This window comes from Pantoea vagans, assembly GCF_001506165.1.
Lineage (GTDB): Bacteria > Pseudomonadota > Gammaproteobacteria > Enterobacterales > Enterobacteriaceae > Pantoea > Pantoea vagans_C.
This window is the reverse complement of the sequence record NZ_CP011427.1, coordinates 429,118-445,275: the sequence shown is the minus strand read 5'-3', so window position 1 is coordinate 445,275 and position 16,158 is coordinate 429,118. Positions and strand designations below refer to the sequence as shown.

Here is a 16,158-nt window from a genome sequence, read left to right as displayed (position 1 = left end):
TATTAAAGAAGGATGAATAATCATGAACCTGCGCGCCCTGTCACTGTTGTTTGTCATGGCCCTGATCCCCGCCGCCCACGCGGCCAATTCGCTGATGATTTGGCCAATCGATCCGGCGATAAATCCCGAAGATAAGGCCAGCGAGCTGTGGCTGGAAAACCGCGGCAACGCCACCACGATCATGCAGGTCCGCATTTTCAGTTGGCTGCAAGTCGGCGGTCAGGAGCAGTATCAAACCCAGCAGCAGGTGGTGGCGAGCCCACCCATGGTGCGCCTGGAGCCAGGTCAGAAACAGTTGGTTCGTTTGATCAAACAAACGCCACCTGAAGCAGGGCGTGAAATGTCCTACCGTGTGGTGCTGGATGAAATCCCGACGCCACGCACCCCGGGTGAGAATCAGGCGGGGCTGACCTTCCAGATGCGCTATTCGGTCCCGCTGTTTGTCTACGGTAACGGCGTCACCAGTGACAGTGCGAAACCGCAGCTCAGCTGGCAACAAATTGACAGCGGTGGCAGACGCTGGCTAGAACTCACTAACCGGGGTAATGGCCATGCGCGGTTAAGTAATGTCACTATCGGTGGCCGTCGCATCGGAAATGGCTTGTTTGGCTATGTGCTCGCTAATAGCAGCAACCGCTGGCCGTTAACCAGTAGCGTGAGTGGCGAGCTATCGGCCGAGGTGAATAAAGGCCACTGGAGCAGCGCGGCCGCGCGCTAATGAGGTTTACGCTACATCCCTGTGCGCTCGCCGTTGCCAGCGTACTCTGTCTCAGCCCCCAGACCAGCGGCGCGGAAACCTTCTCCGAGCTGCCGCCCCCGCCTGCCATGGAGAATAACGCCAGCGGCCAGCAATATATGCTGGAACTGGTGGTTAACCAGAGCGATCGCGGTGACATCGTACCGGTCGAGCGAAAAAACGGGGATTTCTGGGTACGCAGCGGCGATTTGCAACGTGTGGGTATTCCCGCCGAGAAGCTGCAGGGCCAGCAAGTCGATATCAATAAACTGGCGGACGTGAAGGTGGATTACGACGAGCGCCGCCAACGCTTGCTGCTCACGGTTCCCCCCGCCTGGTTACCCGGCCAGGTGATTGGCAAGGATCAGCGGGGTCCGCGCTATCCGGGACGCTCCAGCAACGGTGCCTTACTCAATTACGATTTCTACGCGACGCGCACGGATAACGCAGGTTCGCGCCTCTCCAGCTGGAACGAGTTGCGCTTCTTCGGCCCCGTGGGACAGTTCTCCACCAACGGGGTTTACACCCAGCAGCTTGAAGGTGGCGTGAGCGGTCAGCAAGAAGGCTACATCCGCTACGACACTTGGTTCAGTAACGAAGATGAAAATGATGCCATCAGCTGGCGCGCCGGGGATTTGGTCACTGACGCGCTAAGCTGGAGCAACAGCGTGCGTCTCGGCGGGATTCAGATCGCGCGTGATTTTAGCGTGCGCCCTGATCTGGTGACCTATCCCCTGCCCGCATTTTCTGGCCAGGCTGCCGTTCCCTCGTCGGTTGATCTGTTTATCAACGGCTATCGCAGCACCCAGGCCAATGTGCAACCGGGCCCGTGGTCGCTGACCAATGTCCCGTTTGTTAATGGCGCGGGCGATGCGGTGATCACCACTACCGATGCCGTGGGACGCCAGGTGACGACCACGCTGCCGTTTTATGTTTCCAGCAGTTTGTTGCGTCAGGGCTTATCCGATTACTCCTTCTCTGCCGGTGCGATTCGTGAAAACTACGGTCTGCAAAACTTCGATTACGGGGCGGCAGCCGCCAGCGGGTCTTATCGTTATGGCTTAACCGACTGGCTGACATTAGAGAGCCATGCCGAGGGCAGCGACAGCGTGGCGATGGGGGGAGCCGGAGGATTAGTGAAGATTGGCAGTTGGGGCGTGGTGAACGGTGCACTGGCGCAGAGCCAGATGGAGGGTAAACCGGGCACGCAATACAGCTGGGGCTATCAGTACAACAACAGCTGGTTCAGTTTAGGGACGCAACACACGCTGCGAACGGCTGATTTCGGCAACCTGGCGTTAGTGGGCAGCCGTGGTGACAGCGCCAATACCAGCTACTCGCTGGCACGGCGCAGTGCGCAATATACTGCCAGCGTCTCCCTTAACCAATACGGTAGTCTTGGCCTTGCTTACTTTGATATCGCTGGCGGATCTGGCGACCGCACCCGACTGTGGAACCTGTCATGGAGTAAGAATCTGTGGGGCAACAGCAGCCTGTATATCTCGGCCAGCCGCGATCAGGAACAAGGCGACTGGAGCGGCGCGATTTCCCTCGTCATTCCCTTCGGTGAGCAGAGCAGCGCCTCGGTCAGCTATGAACGTGATCAGCAAGGCCGCAATAACCAGCGCGTCTACGTTTCACGCGCCATGCCAACGGACGGCGGGTTTGCATACGATGCCGCATGGGCCAATCAGGGCGGCGATAGCGGAGATTATCGCCAGGCGAGCCTGCGCTATCGCAACAACAAAATTGATACCTCTGCCGGTTTCTACGGGGATAACGACAACACCACGCAGTGGGCAGATTTAACGGGATCACTGGTGCTGATGGATAATCGCGTCTTCGCCGCCAACGATATCAACGATGCCTTTGTGGTGGTGAAAACCGATTATCCGGATGTGACGGTGCGCTATGAGAACCAGTCAATGGGACGCACCGACAAAGAGGGCTATTTGCTGGTGCCCTCGATCAGCAGTTATTACGGCGCGAAATACGATCTCGATACCCTGGATTTACCCGCTGACCGAACCGCACCCAAAGTGGAACAACGCTTCGCGGTGAAAAGGAAAAGCGGTTATCTGCTTCACTTCCCGGTCGAGCGTCTGCGTGCTGCCAGCGTGGTGCTCCACGACAGCGACGGTCAGCCGATCCCTATCTCCAGCCAGGTTTTACGTCCCAGCCAGGCGACCGAATATGTCGGCTGGGACGGGATTGTCTGGATGGAGAATCTCAGCGCTGATAACCCCATTCATGTGGTCACACCGGATGGCCGCACATGCGATACCACACTGACCATTGAGGGTGGCCAGCCCAAAGCGCTGCAAACCTACGGACCGCTCACCTGTGCTCTGCCCCCGCCGCCGCCAGGATCAGCAATCAGTTCGGCAAATAATTCACAGTCAGGGATTTCACCATGAGAAAGCTACTTTTGTTGCTGGCGCTGTTTATTCTGCCGGGTACCAGCTACGCGCTGTGTAGCTTATCGGCACCGACGGCGACCTTTGGCTCTGTTACCACCTTTGCCGTCGGCTCAACCGCGCAAAGCACTTCAACCATCACCAACGTTAACTGTGGTTCAGGCACCTTGTCGCTGCTGGGCACCGATAATGTGGCCTACACCTTTACCACCTCAACCTATCTGAGTGGCACGCGCGCAGCGTTGAAAACCGACAGTACCGGCACCGATACTATCCCGTTTCAGATATGCATCGACAGCGCCTGCGCCACTGAACTGCAGCAGGGTGGGAAATATACCTGGAGTTCTTCGCTACTGCTGGGTTTGGGGAACAGCCTGAACTTCAACATTCCACTCTATTTCCGCACCGTACCGGGACAGGTGGTGGCGGCGGGCAGTTACACCACGATGGTGACGATAACCGTCAGCTACACGGTATGTGCGGGCCTCAACGTAGCGGGGATATGCGTTGGCACCGTGCAAACCAGTACCGGCACAGCCATGACGTTTGCGGTTAACCTGGTCCTTACGAACGACTGCACCACCATCACCGCACCCAACGTCAGTTTTGGCAGTGCGCCGCTGGTCGGCAGTTTCTCTACCGTGCAGCAAACCATCAACGTGGTGTGTTCTAAAGGCAGTACCTTCACGGTGGGACTGAGCAACGGCAGTTATTACAGCGGTACGACACGCCAGATGGCGAGCGGCACAAACCGGCTGGCCTATGACATCTATAAAGGAACCACCACCACGACTCGCTGGGGACCCACGGGCACCGATCGCTGGAGTAGCGCAAGCGCTACATCGCTGAACAGCGATCTCATTACGCGCAATTTTACCTACACGGCACAAATCCTGACCACGCAGAATACGCCTGCCGCAGGCAGCTATACCGATAGTGTGGTGGTGGATTTATCGTTTTAGAGGGGTAAAGGCGGCCCTAAGGCCGCCCAAATCTTACAAGGATGCACTCACCGGCGAACCGCTGTGGCGTGCCTGATACTGTTTCACCATACGGCCAATCAACAGCGTACCGACCAATCCGCATACCGCGGCAAACGACAGCCAGACGCCGGGCATCGCTTTATCTCCGGTGGCATGGATCAGATAACTGGAAACGGCTGGCGTGAAACCGCCAAACAGGGCTGTTGCCAGGCTGTAAGCCAGCGAGAAACCTGATGCACGCACTTCCGCTGGCATGATTTCAGCCAGATACACCACCATCGCACCGTTATAGCTGGCATACAGGAAAGACAACCACAGTTCGGCTTCCACAAGATGCGCAAAACTCGGTGAACCCACTAACCAGTGCAGTACCGGCCAGGTCGTCAGGATCATCAGAATGGTAAAGGTGATTAGCAAGGGACGACGGCCAATCCGATCCGAGAGAGACCCCATCACCGGCAACCAGATAAGGTTGGAGATGCCAACAAACAGCGTCACCATAAAGCTCTGCTCATCACTCATCATCAACACGGTTTTGCCAAAGGTCGGGGTGAACGCGGTGATCATGTAGAACATCACTGTGGTAGTCACCACCATCAGCATCCCCGCCAGCACCAGAGCCCAGTTCTGCCCCACCGAGCGCATAATCTGGCCCATCGAAGGGTGATGCTTACGCTGGCTAAACGCCTCGGTCTCTTCCAGCATGCGACGGATCCAGAACAGGAACGGCACAATCATACAACCGACCACAAACGGAATACGCCAGCCCCACTCGGTGACCGCATCTTTCGCCAGCAGATGGTTCAGGCCAAGTCCCAGCAGTGCAGCAAAGATCACCGCCACTTGCTGGCTGCCAGACTGCCAGCTGACATAAAAGCCCTTGCGCCCTTTTGGCGCGACTTCGGCCAGATAAACGGACACACCGCCTAACTCGACACCCGCGGAGAAGCCTTGCAGCAGACGCCCCAGCAAAATCAGAATCGGCGCGGCGGCCCCCAGGGTGGCATAACCTGGCACCAGGGCAATCGTCAGCGTACCCAGCGCCATCAGCCCCAGCGTCAATAAAAGCCCTTTGCGGCGACCGTGATGGTCAATGTAAGCACCGAGAATAATCGCGCCGAGGGGGCGCATCAGGAAGCCTGCACCGAAAGTCATCAAAGTGAGCATCAGTGAGGCGAAAGGGTCATCTCCGGGGAAAAAGGTTTTGGCAATCGCCGTTGCGTAATAACCAAATACCATGAAATCGTACATTTCAAGGAAATTACCGCTGGTGACACTAAAGATGGTTTTGGCACCGCCTTGCGATGGCTTTTGTAAAGACTGGCTCGCACTCATATTGATCTTCCTGGGGTTTTTCTTCCGTTTTAACCGGATACGCCAGGAATAGATGTGATCTGCTTCACCATTGCAGTTTACAAAAGTGAGACCAAAAGTAACAAGAAATTAACATTGCTATAGCGAGGCAAATAAAAAGGGCCGCTGTAAATAGCGGCCCTTAGGGTGGTGAGAGCGGTGAATTATTTCTTCACGGTCTCCATACCCATCAATCCAATCTTCAGATAACCCGCTTCTCGCAGTTGATCCATCACGCTCATCAGCGTTTCGTAATCCACTGACTTATCAGCCTGGAAGAAGATGGTGGTCTCTTTGTTGCCTTCGGTTTGTGCCGTCAGCGCATTCACCAGGGTTTCTTTGGTGACCGCATCATTACCGATGTAAATCTGCTTATCTTCTTTGATCGACAGATAGACCGGTTTTTCCGGACGCGGTTGCGGTGCGCTGGTGGAAGCAGGCAGGTTAACGCGCACATCCACCGTGGCTAATGGCGCGGCGACCATAAAGATGATCAGCAGAACCAACATAACGTCGATAAACGGCGTCACGTTGATTTCATGCATTTCGCCGTCGCCTACCGAGTCATCGTTTAAACGCATCGCCATAATACTTATCCTACGCGCAGTTTCTGTGCCGCCGCTGGACGGGTCGCTTCTTTCGCGGTATCCACGTTACCGAGGTCCAGATCGCGGCTTTGCAGCAGCATCACCTGAGCGGCCACATCACCCAATGAGGCTTTGTAGCTGGCAATCATGCGGGCGAAAACGTTGTAAATCACCACCGCAGGGATAGCAGCAACCAGACCAATGGCGGTGGCCAGCAGCGCTTCTGCGATGCCCGGCGCCACAACGGCGAGGTTCGTCGTCTGCGTTTTAGCGATACCGATAAAGCTGTTCATGATGCCCCACACGGTACCAAACAGACCGATAAATGGCGCAACAGAACCGATAGTGGCAATGAAGCCATTACCACGACCGGCATGACGGCTGAATGCCGCAACGCGACGGTCAAGGCGGAAGCTGGTGCGCTCCTTGATACCATCAAGATCGTCGGCACCCGCTGAGAGTTCCAGCTCGTTTTGTGCATCATTCAGCAGCACAGCACTGTGGCTATTGCTTTTGAAGCTTTCGGCGGCGCGGTAAGCATCATCAAGCGATCGTGCTTCGCCCAGTGCCTGCTGTTCGCGTTTCAGGCGACGTTTCGCCCCGCTCAGCTCAGCAAACTTGCCGAAGAAAATCGCCCAGGTGACAACTGAGGCCAGTAACAGGCCAATCATCACAATTTTTACCACGATATCGGCATGCTGATACATGCCCCAAACGGAGAGGTCCGTTTGCATCAAATCACTGGCTACCACGCTGCGTCTCCAACTTCTGTTGCACAGTTCACGATTGAAGCGCGGATCATAGCAAAAAAATTGACCGAAGTGATAGTAGTTCTCATTACTATTTACAATCCAAAAGTGCCTTGTAATTCCACAATTTGCCCATTGTTTTAAAGAATACTGGCACCACTCTGATATTCCGTAATCTGGATCAACCCAGTGCGACATTTCGTGGTAACGTGGATGTTTTGCGGTAAGTGTCAGGAAAGGCAGTGATGGCAACGAATAAAATTGATACCACGCTGGTTAGCGCGGGACGCAGCAAACGTTACACTCAGGGCTCAGTTAACAGCGTGATTCAACGCGCCTCGTCACTGGTTTTTGACACCGTTGCTGACAAAAAACGTGCGACCGCAGGTCGTGCATCCGGTGAGCTTTTTTATGGCCGTCGCGGCACGCTCACCCACTTCTCGTTCCAGGACGCCATGACGGAACTGGAGGGCGGCGCAGGCTGTGCGCTTTATCCTTGCGGTGCAGCGGCGGTGTCGAACGCGATTCTTTCTTTTGTTGAAGCAGGCGATCACATTCTGGTCAGCGGCGCGGTGTATGAACCCACGCAGGATTTCTGCTCAAAAATCCTCAGTAAGCTGAACGTCTCCACCACCTATTTTGATCACTGCATTGGCAGCGAAATCGGTGAATTAGTCCAGCCGAATACGCGCGTGGTGTTCCTTGAGTCGCCCGCGTCCATCACCATGGAAGTGCAGGATATCCCGGCCATCGTGGCGGCGGTGCGAGCTAAAGCGCCAGACGCGATCATCATGATCGATAATACCTGGGCGGCGGGCGTCTTGTTTAACGCCTTGGAGCATGGCATCGATATCTCTATCCAGGCGGGCACCAAATACATTATTGGCCACAGCGATGCGATGATCGGTACTGCCGTTGCAAATGAACGTTGCTGGCCGCAGCTGCGTGAGAATTCGTACCTGATGGGCCAGATGGTAGATGCCGATACCGCCTACATGGCCAGCCGCGGGTTGCGCACGCTGGGTACACGCCTGCGCCAGCATGAAGAGAGCGGTTTGCAGGTGGCAGAATGGCTGGCTGCACAGCCGGAAGTGGCGCGCGTGAATCACCCCGCGTTAGCGCAATGCAAGGGGCATGAGTTCTGGCAGCGTGATTTCAACGGCAGCAGCGGACTCTTCTCTTTTATCCTGCATGAAAAGCTGAGCCGCGAGCAGTTGGCGAATTACCTCGATCACTTCCACCACTTCAGCATGGCCTATTCCTGGGGCGGTTATGAATCATTGATTCTGGCCAACCAGCCGGAAGAACTGGCAGAGATTCGCCCAGCAGGTGGCGTGGACTTCACCGGAACGCTGGTGCGGTTGCACATTGGTCTTGAGCATGTCGATGACCTGTTAGATGACCTGAAAGCCGGCTTTGCCCGTTTAAAGCCGTAAAAAGATAAACAAAACCTAAACCGTTCTGTGTGGCATTGGTGAGATCAACGAATACGATGCCACAGAACGTTAAAATAGAATCCTTGTGACTCGATGGGATAGCAGATGGGTGTTTTACATGAGATTGTCCACGCGCTCTGGCATCAGGATTTTGCCGCGCTGGCCAATCCGGATGTCGTGTGGGTTGTCTACGGCGTGATGTTTTTGACGCTGTTTCTGGAAAACGGTTTGTTGCCGGCCTCTTTCTTGCCGGGCGACAGCCTGCTGCTGCTCGCGGGTGCCATGATTGCCAAAGGCGTGATGGATTTCGTGCCGACTATGGTGATTCTGACCACCGCCGCCAGCCTCGGCTGCTGGCTGAGTTATCTGCAAGGCCGCTGGCTCGGGAATACCCGGTTGGTGAAAAGCTGGTTAATGCACCTCCCCGCGCAATACCACCAGCGGGCGTGGAACCTGTTTAACCGTCATGGGTTGATGGCGCTGCTGGTCGGTCGTTTCCTGGCGTTTGTACGCACTTTGCTGCCTACCATGGCGGGCATCTCTGGCTTACAGAACGGTCGCTTCCAGCTGTTCAACTGGCTGAGTGGCGCATTGTGGGTCGGCATTGTGGTGGCCATGGGTTATGGCATCAGTCAGGTGCCGTTTATCAAGCGCCATGAAGACCAGGTGATGGCCGTGCTGATGGTGCTACCGATGGTGCTGCTGTGTGTCGGGCTGGCTGGCAGCATTGTGGTGATTTGGAAAAAGCGCCGCCAGAAAGCGTAAATAAACGCTGTCATGTATTTGGTCGCCATCAATGGCGACCAAATAAGGTTTTGTAGGGTGCGCATTTTTGCGCACCTGTCATTCACGCAGCGTCAAACGGTAACGTGAGACGCACGCGGCTGGCCTCTTCTCCCGGCGTTACGCCGAAATAGCGTTTAAACTCCCGCGAAAACTGCGAAGGGCTCTCGTAACCTACGCGCACCGCTGCCGCACTGGCTTTCATCCCATCCTGCAACATCATTAATCGCGCCTGATGCAGGCGATAGCGCTTCAGGTATTGCAGCGGCGAGGTTTGCGTTACCGCTTTAAAGTTGTGATGAAATGCCGACACGCTCATGTTCACTTCCGCCGCCAGCATCTCTACGCTCAGGCTTTCTGAGAAATGGTTTTCGATGCGGCGCAACGCGCGCGCAATCTGACTGAATTGTGTCTGACGATTCACCAGCGACAGCAGTGCGCCGCCAATCGGCCCGGTTAGCACATAGTAAATAATCTCACGCACCAGCTGCGGACCCAACACACGCGCATCACGCGGTTTGTTCATCACATCCAACAAGCGTTCGGCTGCACAGAGCATCTCCTCGCTCATAAAAGCCGAATGGATGCCCGAGGTATGCAGCTGCGGCTGAAACTGCTCATCATCGCCAATATCCATCAGCAGATCCTGCAGACTGGCCGTATCCACGCTCAGACACATGCCCGCCAGCGGCTCTTCTAACGTTGCTTCGGTTTCACACTCCACCGGCAACGGTACGGTCAGCATCAGATATTTGGTGGCATCGTAGTGGAACACCGTGCTGCCGAGATAGCCGGTTTTACGTCCCTGGAACAGAATCACAATGCCGGGTTGGTACATCATCGGCGTGCGCGGCAGCGTTTCACAGGCATAGATCAGCTTGACGTTATCAACCGCGCACAATGGTTGCCGGGCATCATTCATTAACGCAATCACTCGCTGCGCCAGCTGGCGGCAAAGGGCATCATTCGGCATGGTTTTCTCTCTGGCAGCAAAAATCCAGTGTGCCGCAATGCTGCTTAAAGCTCCACAACTCTGGAGAATCAGGCAAGATTCTGGCAGAAATGACCAGGGCAAAACGGCGGTTTGATTGCCACAATGATCTCCTCGGTTAAGTTTGTTGACTAGACTTAACCACAGCGCTTTTAACGGTAAGTCACTGCGACAGATAAGGAGCAACTATGGCAGAGCAACCCATTATTAAACTGCACGACGGCAATATGATGCCTCAGCTTGGACTCGGCGTATGGCAGGCTAGCATTGAGGATGCCCGCAATGCGATTGTGGAAGCGTTAAAAGTGGGTTATCGCTCCATCGATACCGCCGCTATTTACAAAAACGAGGAAGCAGTCGGGCAGGCGCTGCAGGATACCGACGTGGCGCGTGAAGATATTTTCATTACCACCAAGTTGTGGAATGACGACCAGCAAAACTGGCAGGCGGCGATGGAAACCAGCCTAAAGAAATTGCAGCTGGAGAGCGTCGACCTCTACCTGATGCACTGGCCGTGCCCAGAGAAAGATCACTATGTTGAAGCCTGGAAAGGCTTAATTGAGCTGCAAAAACAGGGCTTAACCAAAAGTATTGGTGTCTGTAATTTCCACGAAGCCCACCTCAAGCGTTTGATCGATGAGACCGGGGTTTCACCGGTGGTGAATCAGATTGAGCTACACCCGATGCTGCAACAGCGCACCCTGCATGCCTGGGATGCAATGCATCACATTCAGACAGAATCCTGGAGTCCGTTGGCGCAAGGCGGTAAAGGCGTGTTCGATCAGGAGATCATCCGCGATTTAGCCAAAAAGTATGGCAAGACCCCGGCGCAGATCGTGATTCGCTGGCATCTGGATAGCGGACTGGTAGTGATCCCTAAATCCGTTACGCCAGAACGCATTCGCGAAAACTTCCAGGTGTTTGATTTCAGGTTGGAAAAAACGGAGATCAGCGAGATTACCAAGCTGGATAGCGGCAATCGTTTGGGGCCGGATCCGGAGAAGTTTAACGGGTAGGATTATGCGGACGTCTTCCCTCACCCCAGCCCTCTCCCGCAAGCGGGCGAGGGAGCACTCCGCTGCGATTTGAAGTTCTCATACCTATCCAAATACCGCACTAACGATCCCCTCTCCCACTTGTGGGAGAGGGTTAGGGTGAGGGTAAATCAAGGAACCGGATTCACCTGCAACTGCCCTGCCGTACCGCGATCCGCCAACTCCAGCGTCTGGCTGTAGTAGACAAACGGGAAGTGATCCGACGAACTCTGCGGGAAGCTCACCAACAGCTCCACGTCGCCATCAACCCAGACGGTATCTTTCCAGCCACGATCCTCGCCCATCGGTTGCGCGCCGTTGACGTTCTTAATCAAGAACATCACACCCTGAATATGCAGCGACTGCGGACGATCGGCGTGGATAATCCAGCGTTCAAAGGTGCCCTGCTGCACGGTGGTATCGATGCGGCTCATATCCCACAGCGCGCCATTAATGCCCGGCGCACTGTCTCCGATGCGGAATTCACGCGTGCGCACCGCGACGCCATCCAGAATCTGATCCGCCAGTAGACGCATCGGCAGATTATCGGTAACCAACGGCAGTAAGCCCGTCGGTCGCAGGCTCAGCACCAATGTATTCGCCAGGATGGACGAGGGTTCAAACAGACCGCGCAGGCGATCCATCAGACCGGCGGCGGTACCTGCAGTAATCGACACTTCATCGCCTTGCGACATATCTACCAGCACTTCACGGCGTTCACCCGGTGCCAGTGACAGCGTCTGCACCGCCACCGGAGCGGCGAGGAAGCCTTGATCGCTGGCGATCACCGTGAACGGGCGGTTGTCCGAGAAGCTCAGATCGAACCGGCGCGCGTTGGACGCATTCAGCAAGCGCAAGCGTACCCAGCCGCGAGAAACCTCGATGTACGGGTTCTGTACGCCATTCACCAGCAGGGTGTCGCCGAGGAAACCGCCGTCTGAAGGGGGGTTGTAAACCGGTGTGGCGAAGTTATCCAGACGCTTATCCTGAATAATCAGCGGGAAATCATCGACGCCATAGTGCTTAGGCAACGGCAGCGCTTTGCTGACGTCATCTTCAATCAGCCACATGCCGGCCAAGCCGTTGTAAACATGCGGCGCCATGCGATTCGGCGTATTGGCGTGATACCACAGTGTGGCAGCTCCCTGGCGAATCGGCAGCACCGGCGCCCAGTCTACGCCCGCAGACATTAAGCGCGGGGCACCGCCCATTAGCGCGCCCGGCACTTGCAGCCCGCTGACGGTCATCGCCACCGGTTCGTTGAGGCGGTTACTGTAAATCAGCTTCACATCATCGCCGCTGTACACGCGCACAGTGGGGCCGAGGTACATGCCATTAATACCCCATACCGGCACCTTGTTGCTGTTTCCGCTGAACGACCAATGGCTGCGTTGCAACGTCAAAAACAGCGGCTGACCACGACGCGATTCGATCAACGGCGGAATCGGAAGCGGCACATCGCCTACCGGTGCCGCAGCATGAGCAGCATAAGGCATGCTGCCTGAAGCCAGCGCAACGCCGGCGGAAAGCTGAATAAACTGACGTCTGCTGCAAGACATAAAACTTCAGACCTTTTGAGCGGGGCGTGAAGACGCCGTGTCCATGTTGTTTTTGTTAGTGGATTATTGCTGTGATGAGCATGGGGCAGCGGTACTGCCCCTGGTTGGCTAGATTTTACCGTTTTTTTCGCGTTCGGCGACTTCGGCGTTCAATTCTTCCAGCTTAGCAGACATTAATTCGCGACAATGGGTCGCTAACTTGCGTACTGAAGTGGTTTCAAACTGTTTGGTATCGACAGGCGGCAGCATTTCAACAATCACCAGACCGTTGTTCCAGCGGTTGAGTTTCACTTTGTCATGGGTGTTAGACACCACCACCGGGATGATCGGCACACCAGCGGCCACCGCAGCATGGAAAGCGCCGGTTTTGAACGGCAACAGGCCACGACCACGGCTGCGCGTACCTTCCGGGAACATCCAGAAGGAGATTTTCTTTTTGTTGAACTGCGCCACCAGCTCACCGATGGTACCGTGTGCTTTGGCGCGGTTGTCGCGATCAATCAACAGATTGCCGGTTAACCAGTAAAGCTGGCCAAAGAACGGGATCCACAGCAGGCTCTTTTTACCCACGGTAACCGTGGTAGGCTGCACGATCTTCGCCGCGGTGATCATGTCGTAGTTGTTCTGATGGTTAGCGATATAAATCGCGTTGCCGTAACTCTCCGCATCGGCCGGTTTACGCAACTCCACTTTGACGCCAAACACGGTCGACAGGCGACCGAGCATATGACCAAAAGTCGCGACGTGACGCGGATTACGCGGTGAAAACAGACACCAGATACTGCCGAAGATACAGACCAAAATCGAATAAACGATAACAATAATCGTACGTAAAATTAGTAACATAGCTTCCTCAAAGTTGGCATTCCATCGCCTGGTCAGTATTATTCTTCGCTACTCGCGTCACTCTTTGGGCGCGCAGGCGCATTCACTTCCACGCTATCAATACGCTGCAAGCCACGCGACACACTACCGCGACGGCCACGATCGGCACGCACCTTCTGTAGGTCTTCATCACGCATAATTAACTTGCGCTTGCCAACATGGATGGTGATGGAACTGCCCGGTGGCAGAATCAGCAACCATTGCAGTTTATCCAGGCCCGCTGCGGCATCTGCGGATGGAATCGAGATGATTTTATTGCCTTTGCCTTTCGACATTTGTGGCAGATCGCCCACCGGGAACATCAACATACGGCCAGCCTGGGTAATCGCCAGCAGCATGTCATCGCCCGAATGCACCGCCATTGGCGTCATCACTTTGGCGTTATCTGGCAACGTCAGCAGCGCTTTACCCGCACGGTTGCGTGAAATCAAATCCGCGAAGGTACAGATAAAGCCGTAACCGGCATCCGAAGCCATCAGCAGTTTTTGATCGTCTGGCTCCATCAGCACCTGTTCAAATGCCGCGCCCGGTGGTGGCGTGAGCTTACCGGTTAACGGCTCGCCCTGCCCGCGTGCGGACGGCAATGAAGTCGGATCCAGCGTGTAGCTGCGTCCAGTGGAGTCGATAAACGCCACCGGCTGGTTACTCTTACCGCGTGCTGCGGCCAGGTAGCTGTCACCGGCTTTGTAGCTCAAGCCTGCTGCATCGATATCATGGCCTTTCGCGCTGCGCACCCAGCCCATTTGTGACAGCACGATGGTCACCGGCTCGGCGCTTACCAGCTCGTTTTCGCTCAATGCCTTGGCTTCTTCACGCTCATGCAATGGCGAACGACGATCGTCGCCATAGGTTTGGCTGTCAGCCAGCAACTCTTTCTTCAGCAGGTTACTCATCTTGCGTTCGGACGCCAGAATCGCCTGCAGCTGATCACGCTCTTTTTCCAGTTCCGCTTGCTCACCACGAATTTTCATCTCTTCTAGTTTGGCGAGATGACGCAGTTTTAATTCAAGGATCGATTCGGCTTGGGTGTCGGTCAGCTCAAAGCGCGACATCAAGACCTGTTTAGGCTCGTCCTCAGTACGAATGATGTGGATGACTTCATCAATATTGAGGAACGCGACCAGCAAGCCTTCCAAAATATGCAGGCGACGCAATACGCGATCCAGGCGGTAATTCAGGCGGCGCGTCACCGTATCGCGACGATACACCAGCCACTCAGACAGGATTTCCAGCAGGTTTTTCACCGCCGGACGGTTATCCAGCCCGATCATATTCAGGTTAACGCGATAGCTTTTTTCCAGATCGGTGGTGGCAAACAAGTGGTTCATCACCTGCTCAAGATCAACACGATTGGAACGCGGCACGATGACCAGACGCGTTGGGTTCTCGTGATCGGATTCATCACGCAGGTCTTCTACCATCGGCAGCTTTTTGTTACGCATCTGCGCAGCAATCTGCTCCAGCACACGTGCACCGGATACCTGATGCGGCAGTGCGGTAATCACCACATCGCCATCTTCCTTTTTCCACACCGCACGCTGGCGGATCGATCCGCGACCGTTCTGGTAAATCTTACGAATTTCGTCGCGTGGCGTGATGATCTCCGCTTCTGTCGGATAATCCGGGCCTTGCACAATATCCAGCAGCTCATCAAGCGTGGTATTGGGTTTATCAATCAGGCGCACGGCGGCTTCCGCCACTTCCCGCAGGTTGTGCGGAGGAATGTCAGTGGCCATGCCTACCGCGATGCCGGTGGTGCCGTTGAGCAGGATGTTCGGCAGACGCGCCGGCAACATTTTCGGCTCCTGCATGGTGCCATCAAAGTTGGGAATGTAATCGACCGTTCCCTGACCCAGTTCACCCAGCAGGACTTCCGCATATTTCGACAGACGCGATTCGGTGTAACGCATCGCGGCGAAGGATTTGGGATCATCCGGTGCGCCCCAGTTGCCTTGCCCGTCCACCAGCGGATAACGATAGGAGAAGGGCTGCGCCATCAACACCATCGCTTCATAGCAGGCGCTGTCGCCGTGCGGATGGTATTTACCTAATACGTCACCCACGGTACGCGCCGATTTCTTGAATTTGGCACTCGCGTTGAGGCCCAACTCTGACATCGCATACACGATACGGCGCTGCACTGGCTTGAGGCCATCACCGATATACGGCAGTGCGCGGTCCATGATCACGTACATGGAGTAATTCAGGTACGCGTTTTCCGTAAACTTGTGCAGGGCAAGACGCTCTGCACCATCCTGCGTCAATTCGCTCATTAAGCTCGCATCCTCACTTCGTGGCCCGCAACGGCGGGACATCCGGCGGTCATTTGGCGAGGATAGTACCTTATTCGTGCGAGTTAGTCACAGGGAAGCCAGTGGTGGAGAAGAGAAACCTGTGAGGTTAAATAACGTGACATTGGTTAGAAAAATAAAAAGGAATGAGAGCAGCATCACAATTAATATCCGTAATAAATTGTGAGCAGGATCGCAATTAAATATCTCACATGAGAAGCGTATTAATACTGTCCGCATCCATGGACAACATTTAGTATTGTTGCTTACGCCATCCTTTTCTAAATTTACACTCAACAAAAAAAATTTTTGCGCTCCTGATTTCTGGCACCAAATAAATATATCGAGGAAATA

The 16,158-nt window shown here is 55.0% G+C and carries 13 protein-coding genes; 6 read left to right on the top strand and 7 right to left on the bottom strand.

What is annotated here, in order from left to right; genetic code table 11:
• The first annotated feature begins 19 nt into the window (after nucleotides 1-19).
• The 3 genes from LK04_RS02135 to LK04_RS02125 are packed head-to-tail and all read left to right on the top strand — an operon-like array spanning nucleotide 20 to nucleotide 4,115.
• Nucleotides 20-718: a molecular chaperone gene (locus LK04_RS02135; protein WP_418903646.1), complete on the top strand. Its 699-nt coding sequence runs from the start codon at nucleotides 20-22 to the stop codon at nucleotides 716-718.
• Complete coding sequence (locus LK04_RS02130; RefSeq protein ID WP_039328881.1) at nucleotides 718-3,153, top strand: fimbria/pilus outer membrane usher protein; 2,436 nt, start codon at nucleotides 718-720, stop codon at nucleotides 3,151-3,153. The genes LK04_RS02135 and LK04_RS02130 overlap by 1 nt, the downstream gene beginning before the upstream one ends.
• Nucleotides 3,150-4,115: a spore coat U domain-containing protein gene (locus LK04_RS02125; RefSeq protein ID WP_039328882.1), complete on the top strand. Its 966-nt coding sequence runs from the start codon at nucleotides 3,150-3,152 to the stop codon at nucleotides 4,113-4,115. Before LK04_RS02130 ends, LK04_RS02125 begins: the two co-directional genes overlap by 4 nt.
• Before the next feature lie 33 nt (nucleotides 4,116-4,148).
• Here the strand turns inward: LK04_RS02125 and LK04_RS02120 are convergent, their stop codons facing one another.
• From LK04_RS02120 to exbB, 3 genes are all read right to left on the bottom strand, one after another.
• Nucleotides 4,149-5,471, bottom strand: a complete 1,323-nt coding sequence (locus tag LK04_RS02120) for an MFS transporter (RefSeq protein WP_039328883.1) — start codon at nucleotides 5,469-5,471, stop codon at nucleotides 4,149-4,151.
• 182 nt (nucleotides 5,472-5,653) lie between these two features.
• Entirely contained in the window at nucleotides 5,654-6,076 is a 423-nt protein-coding gene (gene exbD / locus LK04_RS02115) for a TonB system transport protein ExbD (RefSeq protein WP_039328885.1), read from the bottom strand.
• A 5-nt stretch (nucleotides 6,077-6,081) separates the two neighbouring features.
• Nucleotides 6,082-6,810 carry a tol-pal system-associated acyl-CoA thioesterase gene (gene exbB / locus LK04_RS02110; protein WP_071885764.1) on the bottom strand — a complete coding sequence of 243 codons (729 nt, stop codon included), beginning with the start codon at nucleotides 6,808-6,810 and terminating at the stop codon, nucleotides 6,082-6,084.
• Between the two features lie 260 nt (nucleotides 6,811-7,070).
• On the opposite strand from exbB, the gene metC reads away from it, so the two are divergent.
• Nucleotides 7,071-8,261 (top strand): cystathionine beta-lyase, encoded by a 1,191-nt coding sequence (metC, locus tag LK04_RS02105; RefSeq protein WP_059109763.1) that lies wholly within the window; start codon nucleotides 7,071-7,073, stop codon nucleotides 8,259-8,261.
• A 105-nt stretch (nucleotides 8,262-8,366) separates the two neighbouring features.
• A complete protein-coding gene (locus tag LK04_RS02100) occupies nucleotides 8,367-9,026 on the top strand; it encodes a DedA family protein (protein ID WP_039328612.1) in 660 nt (219 codons plus the stop codon).
• Nucleotides 9,027-9,108: 82 nt separating this feature from the next.
• On the opposite strand, the gene LK04_RS02095 is transcribed toward LK04_RS02100, so the two are convergent.
• Nucleotides 9,109-10,017 carry an AraC family transcriptional regulator gene (locus LK04_RS02095; protein ID WP_039328611.1) on the bottom strand — a complete coding sequence of 303 codons (909 nt, stop codon included), beginning with the start codon at nucleotides 10,015-10,017 and terminating at the stop codon, nucleotides 9,109-9,111.
• Nucleotides 10,018-10,223: 206 nt separating this feature from the next.
• Between LK04_RS02095 and dkgA the strand changes: the two genes are divergently transcribed.
• Nucleotides 10,224-11,051, top strand: coding sequence for a 2,5-didehydrogluconate reductase DkgA (dkgA, locus tag LK04_RS02090; protein WP_039328609.1), 828 nt, complete (start codon nucleotides 10,224-10,226; stop codon nucleotides 11,049-11,051).
• A gap of 149 nt (nucleotides 11,052-11,200) precedes the next feature.
• On the opposite strand, the gene ftsP is transcribed toward dkgA, so the two are convergent.
• From ftsP to parC, 3 genes are all read right to left on the bottom strand, one after another.
• Nucleotides 11,201-12,628 carry a cell division protein FtsP gene (ftsP, locus tag LK04_RS02085; RefSeq protein WP_039328607.1) on the bottom strand — a complete coding sequence of 476 codons (1,428 nt, stop codon included), beginning with the start codon at nucleotides 12,626-12,628 and terminating at the stop codon, nucleotides 11,201-11,203.
• A gap of 108 nt (nucleotides 12,629-12,736) precedes the next feature.
• Nucleotides 12,737-13,474, bottom strand: coding sequence for a 1-acylglycerol-3-phosphate O-acyltransferase (locus tag LK04_RS02080; RefSeq protein ID WP_039328606.1), 738 nt, complete (start codon nucleotides 13,472-13,474; stop codon nucleotides 12,737-12,739).
• A gap of 38 nt (nucleotides 13,475-13,512) precedes the next feature.
• Complete coding sequence (gene parC, locus LK04_RS02075; RefSeq protein ID WP_039328604.1) at nucleotides 13,513-15,786, bottom strand: DNA topoisomerase IV subunit A; 2,274 nt, start codon at nucleotides 15,784-15,786, stop codon at nucleotides 13,513-13,515.
• Nucleotides 15,787-16,158 lie beyond the last annotated feature (372 nt).

Bases quoted from the DNA above. Each gene is read 5' to 3' on its own strand.
- ftsP (WP_039328607.1), bottom strand. From the start codon at position 12,628: ATGTCTTGCAGCAGACGTCAGTTTATTCAGCTTTCCGCCGGCGTTGCG.
- LK04_RS02100 (WP_039328612.1), top strand. From the start codon at position 8,367: ATGGGTGTTTTACATGAGATTGTCCACGCGCTCTGGCATCAGGATTTT.
- LK04_RS02120 (WP_039328883.1), bottom strand. From the start codon at position 5,471: ATGAGTGCGAGCCAGTCTTTACAAAAGCCATCGCAAGGCGGTGCCAAA.
- dkgA (WP_039328609.1), top strand. From the start codon at position 10,224: ATGGCAGAGCAACCCATTATTAAACTGCACGACGGCAATATGATGCCT.
- LK04_RS02080 (WP_039328606.1), bottom strand. From the start codon at position 13,474: ATGTTACTAATTTTACGTACGATTATTGTTATCGTTTATTCGATTTTG.
- parC (WP_039328604.1), bottom strand. From the start codon at position 15,786: ATGAGCGAATTGACGCAGGATGGTGCAGAGCGTCTTGCCCTGCACAAG.
- exbD (WP_039328885.1), bottom strand. From the start codon at position 6,076: ATGGCGATGCGTTTAAACGATGACTCGGTAGGCGACGGCGAAATGCAT.
- LK04_RS02095 (WP_039328611.1), bottom strand. From the start codon at position 10,017: ATGCCGAATGATGCCCTTTGCCGCCAGCTGGCGCAGCGAGTGATTGCG.
- LK04_RS02130 (WP_039328881.1), top strand. From the start codon at position 718: ATGAGGTTTACGCTACATCCCTGTGCGCTCGCCGTTGCCAGCGTACTC.
- LK04_RS02125 (WP_039328882.1), top strand. From the start codon at position 3,150: ATGAGAAAGCTACTTTTGTTGCTGGCGCTGTTTATTCTGCCGGGTACC.
- metC (WP_059109763.1), top strand. From the start codon at position 7,071: ATGGCAACGAATAAAATTGATACCACGCTGGTTAGCGCGGGACGCAGC.
- exbB (WP_071885764.1), bottom strand. From the start codon at position 6,810: ATGCAAACGGACCTCTCCGTTTGGGGCATGTATCAGCATGCCGATATC.